A 12,558-nucleotide genomic window follows, 5' to 3' on the forward strand; every position below is an offset into this window, starting at 1 on the left:
AAGGCACAATTTAGAAGGCACTATGTTTGATATCGGTGTAAATCTTACCAGTTCTCAATTTGCCAAAGACCATGCGGATGTTGTTACCCGTGCACAGCTTGCAGGAGTGAGCGGTATGTTGCTGACGGGCACAAACCTTCACGAAAGCCAGCAGGCGCTTTTACTGGCGCAACAGTATCAGGGTTGTTGGTCTACAGCCGGTGTTCACCCGCATGACGCCAGCCAATGGCAGGACGAAACGGCGCAAGCCATTCGTGAACTTGCTGGTGCATCTGAAGTCGTGGCTATTGGCGAGTGCGGCCTGGATTTTAACCGTAATTTTTCAACACCAGCTGAACAAGAACGCGCTTTTACCGCACAATTGGCCCTGGCGGCCGACCTGATGATGCCGGTATTTTTACACTGCCGTGAAGCACACGAACGCTTTATTGCATTGCTCGACCCGTGGCTCGATAAATTGCCCGGCGTGGTGCTGCACTGCTTTACAGGCACTGAAAACGAGGCCCGTGAATGTCTGGCTCGTGGGCTTTTTATTGGCGTAACCGGTTGGGTATGCGATGAGCGTCGCGGCCTTGAATTACGTGAGTTATTGCCGGTGATTCCACCGCATCAGTTATTACTGGAAACTGATGCCCCTTATTTGTTACCGCGGGATCTAAAACCAAAACCTGCTTCCCGGCGGAACGAACCCTGCTACTTGCCTCATATCCTGAACAAGGTGGCCGAATGGCGCGGAGAAGACCCCGCCTGGCTTGCGCAAGTAACAGATGACAATGCCCGTCGTCTTTTTCGGCTGGCTTAAATCAGGAGAAAATCAATGAGCTATGCATTTCCCGGTACGTTTCCTGGTCGCCGTATGCGCCGCGTCCGTCGTCACGATTTCAGCCGCCGCCTGGTCGCCGAGAATCAATTAACGGTTAACGACCTTATCTATCCTGTATTCGTGATGGAAGGTCAGAATCGCCAGGAAGAAGTAACGTCGATGCCGGGTGTTTACCGCATGACTATCGATTTGCTGCTCAAAGAGGCGGAAACCGTTGCGAAGCTGGGTGTGCCGGTGTTGTCTCTGTTCCCGGTTATTGAAAGCGCTGGAAAATCACTGCACGCCGAAGAAGCATATAACCCGAATGGCCTGGTTCAGCGTGCGGTGCGTGCGCTGAAAGATGCCGTACCGGAATTAGGTTTACTGACTGACGTTGCGCTCGATCCGTATACCACACACGGTCAGGATGGCGTCATCGATCAGGACGGTTATGTTATCAACGACATTACCCGTGAGATTCTGGTGCGCCAGGCGTTGTCTCATGCTGAAGCCGGAGCCGAAATCATTGCCCCAAGCGATATGATGGATGGTCGTATCGGTGCGATTCGCGACCAGCTTGAACTGGATGGCTTCGTGAATACGCAAATCATGTCTTATGCGGCTAAATACGCTTCCTGCTATTACGGTCCTTTCCGCGATGCAATTGGTTCTTCAGGCAATCTGAAAGGCGGCAATAAAAAGACTTATCAGATGGACCCGGCCAATGGTGATGAAGCATTGCAAGAAGTCGCGCAAGATCTGCAAGAAGGCGCGGATATGGTGATGGTGAAACCGGGTATGCCGTATCTGGATGTGGTTCGTCGCGTGAAAGATACGTTCGGTGTGCCGACTTTTGCCTACCAGGTTTCTGGCGAATACGCGATGCATATGGCCGCGATTCAAAACGGCTGGTTGGCAGAAAAACCGGCCATTATGGAATCACTGTTGTGCTTTAAGCGTGCTGGCGCTGATGGCGTGTTGACGTACTTCTCGAAGCGTGTCGCCCAGTGGTTGCATGATGAGCAAATGCAACGCTAGAGGCTAAAAATAAGGCCAGCATTCGCTGGCCTTATCTATTTCTTTTTAAAGTCCGTGTTCTTCACACTCTGCATAACCTGTTTATTTAACAGATTAAGCAGCAGCATTGAACGAGCCTCGCCGTCCGGCTCGCCAAAAATCGCCTCCAGACCTTCAAATGCCCCTTCAGTTATCACCACGCTATCGCCAGGATACGGCGTTTCCGGATCGGTGACATTTTCAGGCTGGTAGTTCACCAGTTGTTCGATGACATCAGCCGGAACGGTCGCGGGCTGGGCGCCGAAGCGTACGAAATGGCTGACACCACGGGTCGAATGGATAGTCGTCGTGTGAATAGTCTCAGGGTCAAACTGGACAAACATATAGTTTGGGAACAATGGTTCTTTGACCGCAGTGCGTTTGCCTCGCACGATCTTTTCGAGTGTGATCATCGGGGTGAGGCAATTAACTTCCTGGCGCTGAAGATGTTCTTGCGCCCGCAGTAATTGACCCCGTTTGCAGTAGAGCAGATACCAGGATTCCATAATTTCTCTTTTTCCTAATCAACCGAGGAAGAATAGCAAAAGGCCGTTATGAGGGATAGACAGCATAAGTATAACCAAACACCGATTGGTCATCCGTTACCCATTTACGCGTTATTAACAAAAATACAGCATGCGGTGCATGAAGACCGTATAATGAGCGCAAAATCCTGACTACGATTAATTGCATGAAATACCACGACCTACGCGACTTTCTGGAACTACTCGAACAACGCGGCGAACTCAAGCGTATCGCGATGCCAGTCGATCCTTACCTGGAAATGACTGAAATTGCCGATCGTACTTTGCGCGCCAATGGCCCCGCACTGCTGTTTGAAAACCCAAAAGGGTACGATATGCCGGTGCTGTGCAACCTGTTTGGTACGCCGAAGCGTGTCGCGATGGGAATGGGGCAGGAAGATGTTTCTGCACTGCGCGAAGTCGGTAAGTTACTGGCCTTCCTGAAAGAGCCTGAGCCACCAAAAGGCTTCCGCGATTTATTCGATAAACTTCCTCAGTTCAAGCAAGTCCTGAATATGCCGACCAAACGGCTGCGTAATGCCCCTTGTCAGGAGCAAATCTTTGAAGGGGATGAAGTCGATTTGACGCGCATCCCAATCATGCAATGCTGGCCGGAAGATGCCGCGCCGCTGATTACCTGGGGTTTAACGGTAACGCGTGGTCCACATAAAGAGCGCCAGAATTTGGGCATTTATCGCCAGCAACTTATCGGTAAAAACAAACTGATTATGCGTTGGTTGTCACATCGTGGCGGCGCGCTGGATTTCCAGGAATGGTGTGCGGAGCATCCCGGTGAGCGCTTCCCGGTTTCTGTAGCATTAGGCGCTGACCCGGCAACAATTCTTGGTGCAGTCACCCCAGTACCCGATACGCTTTCTGAATATGCCTTTGCTGGTTTGCTGCGTGGAACCAAAACTGAAGTTGTGAAATGTATTTCTAACGATCTCGAAGTGCCTGCCAGCGCTGAAATTGTGCTGGAAGGGTATATCGAGCCGGGCGAAATGGCGCCAGAAGGACCATATGGTGACCATACTGGCTACTACAATGAAGTAGATGACTTCCCGGTATTTACCGTGACGCATATTACTCAGCGCCAGAATCCGATTTACCATTCAACTTATACCGGACGCCCACCGGATGAACCTGCCGTCCTGGGCGTGGCACTCAATGAAGTGTTTGTGCCGATTTTGCAGAAGCAATTTCCGGAGATTGTCGATTTTTATCTGCCGCCGGAAGGCTGCTCCTATCGCCTCGCGGTAGTGACGATTAAGAAACAATATGCGGGCCATGCTAAACGCGTGATGATGGGCGTCTGGTCTTTCTTGCGGCAGTTTATGTACACCAAGTTTGTCATCGTATGTGATGACGATGTTAACGCGCGTGACTGGAACGATGTGATTTGGGCCATCACCACGCGTATGGATCCGGCACGTGATACCGTTCTGGTAGAGAACACGCCGATTGATTACCTGGATTTTGCCTCGCCGGTTTCCGGTCTTGGTTCAAAAATGGGACTGGATGCCACCAATAAATGGCCGGGGGAAACCCAACGTGAGTGGGGTCGTCCTATTAAGAAAGATGCAGAAGTATGTGCGCGTATTGATGCAATCTGGGACGAACTGGCTATTTTCGACGACAGTAAAAACGCCTGAGCGGCGGATTTTACCGTTTTGCATTATTGACCCGACAGAGGGGAAGCATGACAACCTTAAGCTGTAAAGTGACCTCGGTAGAAGCGATAACTGACACGGTATATCGCGTTCGATTACTGCCGGAAGCGAAATTCTCCTTTCAGGCCGGGCAGTATTTGATGGTGGTGATGGATGAGCGCGACAAACGTCCGTTCTCCATGGCATCCACGCCGAGCGACCATGAGTTTATCGAGCTGCATATTGGCGCTTCAGAGATCAATCTGTACGCCATGGCCGTGATGGACCGAATTCTCAAAGAGAAAGAAATCGTCGTTGATATCCCGCACGGCGATGCCTGGTTGCGTGATGACGAAGATCGCCCGCTGATTCTGATTGCAGGCGGCACCGGTTTCTCATACGTCCGTTCTATTTTGCTGACGGCGCTGGCGCGTAACCCACAACGTGAAATCGCGATTTACTGGGGTGGCCGTGAAGATAAGCATCTTTATGACCTGTCAGAATTAGAAGCGTTGTCTGTGGTTCATCCAAACCTGCGCGTTGAGGCGGTTGTTGAACAGCCGGAAGAGGGTTGGCGTGGACGTACGGGCACGGTTTTAACTGCCGTGATGCAGGATTACGGAACGCTTGCCGGACACGACATCTATATTGCTGGACGCTTTGAAATGGCGAAAATTGCTCGCGACTTGTTCTGTAATGAACGTAGTGCGCAGGTTGATCGTATGTTTGGTGATGCGTTCTCGTTTATCTGATGCAATAAAAAACCCGCCCCTGACGGGCGGGAAAAACGGCAACTAAACTTTTTGAAAAAATCACAAAGAAAACGACTTAAACGCGTTCAATAACAGTGGCAATACCTTGACCTAATCCGATGCACATGGTGGCGAGGCCAAACTGCGCATCGCGACGTTCCATCAGATTTAACAGCGTGGTGCTAATGCGTGTACCTGAGCAACCCAGCGGGTGGCCCAACGCAATCGCACCGCCATTCAGGTTAATCTTCTCGTCGATCTTATCCATCAAACCCAGATCTTTAATACATGGCAGGATCTGCGCGGCGAACGCTTCGTTCATCTCAAACAGGTCGATATTGGCGGCAGTCAGGCCCGCTTTTTTCAACGCCAGTTGTGATGCTGGAACCGGACCGTAGCCCATAATGGAAGGATCACAGCCAACAACGGCCATTGAGCGGACGTATGCGCGAATCTTTAGGCCGAGTTCTTTGGCCCGTGTTTCGCTCATCAATAACATCGCTGATGCGCCATCGGAAAGTGCAGAAGAACTGCCCGCCGTAACGGTACCGTTGACCGGGTCAAATGCCGGTTTCAGCGCCGCAAGACCTTCAACAGTCGTTTCCGGGCGAATCACTTCATCATAATCAAAACGCTTAAGCACGCCGTCTGCGTCATGGCCGCCGATTGGCAGGATTTCATTTTTGAAATGACCTGCTTCGGTAGCAGCCCATGCGCGCTGGTGTGAACGTGCGGCAAACTGATCCTGCATTTCACGGCTAATCCCATGCATACGCGATAGCATTTCAGCGGTTAAACCCATCATGCCTGCGGCTTTGGCGACGTTGCGGCTCAGGCCCGGATGGAAATCCACGCCGTGGTTCATCGGCACATGGCCCATGTGTTCCACGCCACCAATCAGGCAAGCATGTGCATCACCGGTCTGAATCATACGAGCAGCATCATGCAGTGCCTGCATGGATGATCCACATAAGCGGTTTACCGTAACAGCTGGAACTGAATGTGGGATCTCCGCCAGCAGCGAGGCGTTACGCGCAATATTGAAACCTTGCTCTAGCGTCTGCTGCACGCAACCCCAGTAAATGTCATCCAGCGCAGCGGCTTCTAATGCCGGGTTGCGCGACAAAATTCCACGCATCAAATGGGCTGATAAATCTTCTGCACGCAAATTGCGAAACGCACCGCCTTTTGAACGGCCCATCGGGGTGCGGATGGCATCAACAATTACAACCTTTTCCATAATCACTCCTCAGGCACTTTTCAGGTCACTGGCTGGGCGCGCTGGCTCAACCGGTGGATAGTACGGCTCGTTACGGGACGCTTTTGTACGCAGACCGTCCGGCACCTGATAGAGTGGGCCAAGATGTTCGTACTGTTGCGCCATATCGAGATATTTCGCACTGCCGATGGTGTCTAACCAGCGGAATGCGCCACCGTGGAATGGAGGGAAACCCAGACCGTAAACCAGTGCCATATCTGCTTCTGCCGGGCTGGCGATAATGCCTTCTTCCAGGCAACGAACCACTTCGTTGACCATTGGGATCATCATGCGGGCGATGATTTCCTCGTCGCTGAAGTCGTGGCGTGGTTTGCTGACATCAGCCAGCAGGCCGTCAGTCGCTTCATCCTGCTCTTTGCGCGGTTTGCCTTTGCTATCTTGTTTGTAGCGATAGAAACCCTGCTGGGTTTTCTGGCCATAACGGCCTGCGTCAAACATCGCATCAACGGCATCGCGATAATCTTTCTGCATACGCTGTGGGAAACCGGCAGCCATAACGGCCTGCGCGTGGTGCGCGGTATCAATGCCGACAACGTCGAGCAGATACGCCGGACCCATTGGCCAGCCGAACTGTTTTTCCATTACTTTGTCGATTTGACGGAAATCGGCACCGTCGCGCATCAACTGGCTAAAGCCTGCAAAGTACGGGAACAGCACGCGGTTGACGAAGAAACCTGGGCAGTCGTTCACCACGATTGGCGTTTTGCCCATTTTGCTCGCCCAAGCGACGACCTTCGCGATAGTTTGCTCAGAGGTTTTCTCGCCGCGAATCACTTCCACTAACGGCATGCGATGCACCGGGTTAAAGAAGTGCATACCGCAGAAGTTTTCCGGGCGCTTCAGGCTATTTGCCAACTCGCCAATCGGAATGGTCGAGGTGTTCGACGCCAGAACGGTATCCGGGCGCACTTTATCTTCCACTTCTGCCAGAACGGCTTTCTTCACTTTCGGATTTTCTACCACTGCTTCAACTACCACATCGACACGCTCAAAACCGGCGTAATCGAGTGTTGGATGAATGGTGGCAATCACACCCGCCAGTTTCATGCCGTCAATTTTGCCGCGTTCCAGCTGTTTGTTGAGCAGCTTGCTGGCTTCGTTAATGCCTAGTTCCAGCGACTTCTCGTTAATATCCTTCATTAATACCGGTACGCCTTTCCAGGCCGACTGGTAAGCAATGCCGCCGCCCATGATCCCGGCACCAAGAACGGCTGCCTGTTTCGGGGTTTCGGTATTTTTGGTCAGCTTCTTCGCCTGACCTTTTATGTATTGGTCGTTGAGGAAAATCCCGACCAGCGCACGGGCCTCATTAGAACGCGCCAACGGCACGAAACTTTGAGTCTCCAGTTGTAATGCTTCGTCACGGCCCAGACGTGCCGCGGCTTCGATGGTTTTGACTGCCGTCATCGGAGCAGGGTAGTGTTTACCGGCAATCTGCATCACCATGCTTTTGGCAATAGTGAAGCTCATGGTGGCTTCGATTTTGCTCAGCTTCAAAGGCTGCAGTTTTGGTGCGCGTTTGGCTTTCCAGTCCAGATCGCCATTAATCGCCTGGCGCAGTATTGCCAGTGCGCCATCGCGCAGTTTTTCAGTTTTAACGACACCATCAACTAAACCGAGTTTTTGTGCTTCAACGGCACCAACATCTTTCCCGGCGGTGATAATTTCCAGTGCGCTATCAGCACCCAGCAAACGAGGTAAACGCACAGATCCACCGAAACCAGGCATGATGCCGAGTTTGGTTTCCGGCAGGCCGATGCGGGTATCTGGTGTGGCCAGGCGGTAATCTGTTGCTAGCACACATTCGCAGCCGCCGCCAAGTGCGTAACCATTTACCGCAGCAATGGTTGGGACGGGTAAATCTTCCAGCCGATTGAAGACGCTGTTGGCAAATTGCAGCCAGTGTGTCAGTTGCTCCGCTGGAACCAGGAACAGCGACAGGAATTCGGTAATATCAGCGCCAACGATAAACGCGGCTTTATTGGAACTGAGCAACAGGCCTTTCAGACCTGGCTGCTTTTCCAGTACATCCAGCGCCTGGCCGAGGCTCGCTACGGTCGCGGTGTCGAGTTTGTTCACTGAGCCGGGCGCATCAAATACCAGTTCTGCGATGCCATCTTCCAGCCAGTCGAGATGTAAGGTTTCACCTTGGTAGAGCATGTCAGTCTCCTGAATCCAGCAATGGGATCTGGTCGTACCAGATGGAGAGGAGTGTGGAATTGATGTTAATGAAATGCAAATAACTCTTTAAATATTTGCAAAGATGATCACAGCCACTGGAAATAAGTTCGCAAACTTTACGGTGTGCTAAGATGCGTGGCGTTCAGTTTATGAAAAAAACAGAAGGGTAAATTATGGATTCACTGGCCTCACTTTATAAAGATCATGTGGCAACTTTGCAGGAGCGTACCCGCAATGTTCTGGCGCGTTTTAATCTCGACGCGCTGTTGATTCACTCGGGCGAGCTAGTCAACGTCTTCCTCGATGATCATCCGTATCCGTTCAAAGTTAACCCACAATTCAAAGCCTGGGTTCCGGTGACACAAGTGCCAAACTGCTGGCTGCTGGTGGATGGCGTGAACAAACCGAAACTGTGGTTTTACCTGCCGGTTGATTACTGGCACAACGTTGAACCGCTGCCAGAATCCTTCTGGACTGACGAAATTGAAGTGATTGCTTTGCCAAAAGCAGACGGCATTGGCAGCCAGTTGCCTGCTGCGCGTGGCAATATCGGTTATATCGGGCCGGTGCCAGAACGTGCCATTCAGCTTGAAATTCAGGGTGCTAACATCAACCCGAAAGGAGTGATTGATTATCTGCATTATCATCGCTCTTATAAAACTGACTACGAGCTGGCGTGTATGCGTGAAGCGCAGAAAACCGCAGTAGTTGGCCATCAGGCTGCACATGAAGCCTTCTTGTCTGGAATGAGCGAGTTTGATATCAACCTGGCTTATTTGACCGCAACCGGGCACCGCGATACCGATGTGCCTTACGGCAATATTGTGGCGCTCAACGAGCACGCGGCAGTTCTGCACTACACCAAATTAGATAATCGTGCTCCTGCTGAAATGCGCAGTTTCCTGTTAGATGCTGGCGCGGAATATAACGGCTATGCGGCTGATTTAACGCGTACCTGGTCGGCTAATAGTGACAATGATTATGCTCAATTGGTGAAAGACGTTAATGCCGAACAACTGGCGTTAATTGACACCCTGAAAGCGGGTGTGCGTTACACCGATTACCATATTCAGTTCCATCAACGTATTGCGAAGCTGCTGAACCGCCATAAGCTAGTAACTGGTATTAGCGAAGAAGCGATGGTGGAAACCGGTATTACTGGGCCATTTATGCCACACGGTCTGGGTCACCCGCTGGGTTTGCAGGTTCATGATGTCGCTGGCTTCATGCAGGATGACACCGGGACGCACATGGCTGCGCCTTCTCAATATCCGTATCTGCGCTGCACGCGTATTCTGGAGCCGCGTATGGTTCTGACTATCGAGCCGGGCATTTACTTCATTGAGTCGTTACTCGCACCGTGGCGCGAAGGCCAGTACAGCAAACACTTCGATTGGCAGCGCATTGAAGCAATGAAACCTTTCGGTGGCGTTCGCATTGAAGACAACGTGATTGTTTACGAAAACAGTGTTGAAAACATGACGCGTGATTTGAAACTGGCGTAATGGATAGCTGGCTGATTCCTGCTGAGTCCGTCACGGTCGCTGAGGAAATCAAGAAGAGTCGCTTTATTACGCTGGTCGCGCATACGACTGGCGTAATAGAGGCGAAAGCGTTTCTTGAACACGTGCGTTCTGAACATCCGGATGCCCGGCATCATTGCTGGGCTTGGGTCGCTGGTGCGCCTGATGACTCACAGCAATTAGGCTTTTCTGATGATGGTGAGCCAGCAGGCACAGCCGGTAAGCCAATGCTTGCCCAGCTTATGGGAAGTGGTGTTGGTGAAATCACCGCTGTCGTCGTGCGTTACTCTGGTGGTATTAAGCTTGGAACGGGCGGCCTGGTAAAAGCTTATGGCGGCGGCGTGCAGGCGGCGTTAAATCAATTGTCTACGGTGCTCAAAGTTCCGTTAACCGAATATACTTTGCAGTGTGATTATGCGCAGCTTGCGGGAATCGAAACATTGCTTAAGCAGTTCGATGGCATTCTGGTACAAAGTGATTTTCAGGCATCTGTATTATTACGTGTGGCGTTGCCGCCCGCAAAACTCGCTGACTTTTCAGTCAGACTTGCTGATTTTGGCCGCGGTGCATTGCATTTATTGCCGGCTGAATAATAATTCCCTCTCGTTATTTTTTTGATAGTTAAGGAAGCGGCTGAAATGCATTTTCGCGCCATAACCCGAATCGTTGGTCTGTTAGTCATTTTATTTTCTGTGACCATGATTATTCCCGGGTTGGTAGCTTTAATTTATCGCGATGGTGCTGGCCGAGCTTTCACCCAGACTTTCTTCGCAGCGTTACTCATTGGTTCTTTTTTGTGGTGGCCTAACAGGCGGCAAAAAAGTGAGCTGAAACCGCGAGAAGGATTCCTGATCGTCGTACTCTTCTGGACGGTGCTGGGGAGCGTGGGGGCATTGCCTTTTATCTTCGCCGAACAACCGAATCTGACTATTACCGATGCATTCTTTGAATCGTTCTCGGGCTTAACCACTACCGGGGCGACGACGCTAGTCGGGCTCGATACGCTTCCTCACGCCATTTTGTTTTATCGGCAAATGCTGCAGTGGTTTGGCGGTATGGGGATCATTGTTCTCGCTGTAGCCATTTTGCCAATTCTGGGCGTGGGTGGGATGCAGTTATATCGCGCTGAAATGCCGGGGCCACTTAAAGATAATAAAATGCGCCCGCGTATCGCGGATACTGCAAAAACCCTATGGCTCATCTATGTCTTGTTAACCGTTGCATGCGCTCTGGCACTTTGGTTTGCGGGCATGCCGGCGTTTGATGCAATTGGCCATAGTTTTGCGACTATCGCGATTGGGGGGTTTTCCACTCATGACGCCAGCATTGGTTATTTTGATAGTCCCACCATTAATACAATTATCGCCATCTTCCTGCTGATTTCCGGGTGTAACTACGGTTTGCACTTCTCTTTACTAAGCGGGCGTAATTTAAAAGTTTATTGGCGCGACCCTGAATTCCGTATGTTCATTGGCGTACAACTTACGCTGGTGGCTATTTGTACCCTGGTATTGTGGTTCCATAATACTTACCAGACGGCACTGTTAACGCTGAATCAGGCATTCTTTCAGGTTGTCTCGATGGCGACGACCGCCGGGTTCACAACCGACAGTATCGCGCGTTGGCCTCTATTCTTACCGGTGTTGTTGCTGTGTTCTGCTTTTATAGGGGGTTGCGCGGGTTCAACGGGTGGCGGCCTGAAGGTCATTCGTATTCTGCTGTTATTCAAGCAGGGGAACCGCGAGCTGAAGCGCCTCGTGCACCCAAATGCGGTATATAGCATCAAGCTCGGCAACCGTGCGCTACCCGAACGTATTCTTGAAGCAGTGTGGGGATTCTTCTCTGCTTATGCATTGGTCTTCATCGTTAGTATGCTGGCGATTATTGCGACGGGCGTGGATGACTTCTCAGCTTTTGCTTCCGTGGCGGCTACGCTGAATAACCTTGGCCCAGGTTTGGGGGTCGTGGCAGACAACTTTGCCAGCATGAATCCTGTGGCGAAATGGATACTGATCGCTAACATGCTGTTTGGTCGTCTTGAAGTGTTCACTTTACTTGTATTGTTTACGCCAACTTTCTGGCGAGAGTAACCGGAGCCTGTAGTGAGAACTTTAATTCTGTTTTCGACCCGTGATGGTCAAACTCGCGAGATTGCTTCTTATATAGCATCTGAGTTGAAAGAGCTGGGTGTTGAGAGTGATGTGGTTAACTTGCATCGCAGTGGCGTAATTGCCTGGGGCAATTACGAACGTGTAGTGATTGGTGCTTCTATTCGTTACGGGCATTTCCATTCTTCAGTGGCTGCTTTCGTGAAGAAGCATCAGCAAGCGTTGAATAAGATTCCCAGTGCTTTCTTTTCTGTGAACCTGGTGGCGCGTAAACCAGAGAAGCGCTCCCCGCAAACCAACTCTTATACACGCAAGTTCTTGCTGACGTCCCCCTGGCAGCCAAAACACTGCGCGGTGTTTGCTGGCGCGCTGCGTTATCCGCGCTATCGTTGGTACGATCGCGTGATGATTCGCTTAATTATGAAGATGACCGGCGGCGAAACAGATATTAGTAAAGAAGTTGTTTATACAGATTGGCCTCAGGTGGCACGTTTCGCGCAAGAGATAGCCCATTTAAACCGCAAATAATGTCGAAAATGGTCGTTTTGTCGAAAAAAGAGGCGCTCAGTCATTTTTTTGCAATAAACACTTGTCAGCTTCCTGAAAATCCCTATACTGCGCCTCCACTGACACGGCACAACGGCTTACAAACCGGCCCGTCAGCCAGATGAAAAGCGAAAATAA

At 51.1% G+C, this 12,558-nt stretch carries 11 protein-coding genes; 8 read left to right on the forward strand and 3 right to left on the reverse strand.

Going from position 1 to position 12,558, the window contains the following annotated elements:
* Nucleotides 1–22: 22 nt before the first annotated feature.
* Both tatD and hemB read left to right on the forward strand, forming a co-directional pair.
* Nucleotides 23–802, forward strand: coding sequence for a 3'-5' ssDNA/RNA exonuclease TatD (gene tatD, locus M2371_RS20720; protein ID WP_259268590.1), 780 nt, complete (start codon nt 23–25; stop codon nt 800–802).
* A 15-nt stretch (nt 803–817) separates the two neighbouring features.
* A complete protein-coding gene (gene hemB / locus M2371_RS20725; protein ID WP_034492131.1) occupies nt 818–1,840 on the forward strand; it encodes a porphobilinogen synthase in 1,023 nt (340 codons plus the stop codon).
* 35 nt (nt 1,841–1,875) lie between these two features.
* On the opposite strand, the gene rfaH is transcribed toward hemB, so the two are convergent.
* Nucleotides 1,876–2,364, reverse strand: a complete 489-nt coding sequence (gene rfaH / locus M2371_RS20730; RefSeq protein ID WP_034492129.1) for a transcription/translation regulatory transformer protein RfaH — start codon at nt 2,362–2,364, stop codon at nt 1,876–1,878.
* Nucleotides 2,365–2,549: 185 nt separating this feature from the next.
* Here rfaH and ubiD point away from each other — a divergent pair, with 185 nt between their 5' ends.
* Both ubiD and fre read left to right on the forward strand, forming a co-directional pair.
* Complete coding sequence (gene ubiD / locus M2371_RS20735; protein ID WP_172895909.1) at nt 2,550–4,034, forward strand: 4-hydroxy-3-polyprenylbenzoate decarboxylase; 1,485 nt, start codon at nt 2,550–2,552, stop codon at nt 4,032–4,034.
* 47 nt (nt 4,035–4,081) lie between these two features.
* Complete coding sequence (fre, locus tag M2371_RS20740) at nt 4,082–4,783, forward strand: NAD(P)H-flavin reductase (RefSeq protein WP_034461638.1); 702 nt, start codon at nt 4,082–4,084, stop codon at nt 4,781–4,783.
* A gap of 76 nt (nt 4,784–4,859) precedes the next feature.
* Here the strand turns inward: fre and fadA are convergent, their stop codons facing one another.
* Together fadA and fadB are read right to left on the reverse strand one after the other, a co-directional pair.
* Nucleotides 4,860–6,023: an acetyl-CoA C-acyltransferase FadA gene (gene fadA, locus M2371_RS20745; RefSeq protein ID WP_259268591.1), complete on the reverse strand. Its 1,164-nt coding sequence runs from the start codon at nt 6,021–6,023 to the stop codon at nt 4,860–4,862.
* Between the two features lie 9 nt (nt 6,024–6,032).
* Complete coding sequence (gene fadB, locus M2371_RS20750) at nt 6,033–8,222, reverse strand: fatty acid oxidation complex subunit alpha FadB (RefSeq protein ID WP_259268592.1); 2,190 nt, start codon at nt 8,220–8,222, stop codon at nt 6,033–6,035.
* Between the two features lie 194 nt (nt 8,223–8,416).
* Here fadB and pepQ point away from each other — a divergent pair, with 194 nt between their 5' ends.
* The 4 genes from pepQ to hemG are packed head-to-tail and all read left to right on the forward strand — an operon-like array spanning nt 8,417 to nt 12,402.
* Nucleotides 8,417–9,748, forward strand: a complete 1,332-nt coding sequence (gene pepQ / locus M2371_RS20755) for a Xaa-Pro dipeptidase (protein ID WP_172895906.1) — start codon at nt 8,417–8,419, stop codon at nt 9,746–9,748.
* Nucleotides 9,748–10,359, forward strand: a complete 612-nt coding sequence (locus M2371_RS20760) for an IMPACT family protein (RefSeq protein WP_259268593.1) — start codon at nt 9,748–9,750, stop codon at nt 10,357–10,359. Before pepQ ends, M2371_RS20760 begins: the two co-directional genes overlap by 1 nt.
* Nucleotides 10,360–10,404: 45 nt before the next feature.
* Nucleotides 10,405–11,856, forward strand: a complete 1,452-nt coding sequence (gene trkH, locus M2371_RS20765) for a Trk system potassium transporter TrkH (RefSeq protein ID WP_034461629.1) — start codon at nt 10,405–10,407, stop codon at nt 11,854–11,856.
* 12 nt (nt 11,857–11,868) lie between these two features.
* Nucleotides 11,869–12,402: a menaquinone-dependent protoporphyrinogen IX dehydrogenase gene (hemG, locus tag M2371_RS20770; RefSeq protein ID WP_259268594.1), complete on the forward strand. Its 534-nt coding sequence runs from the start codon at nt 11,869–11,871 to the stop codon at nt 12,400–12,402.
* Nucleotides 12,403–12,558: the final 156 nt, after the last annotated feature.

The sequence above is a fragment of the Buttiauxella sp. BIGb0471 genome (assembly GCF_024807715.1).
Lineage (GTDB): Bacteria > Pseudomonadota > Gammaproteobacteria > Enterobacterales > Enterobacteriaceae > Buttiauxella > Buttiauxella agrestis.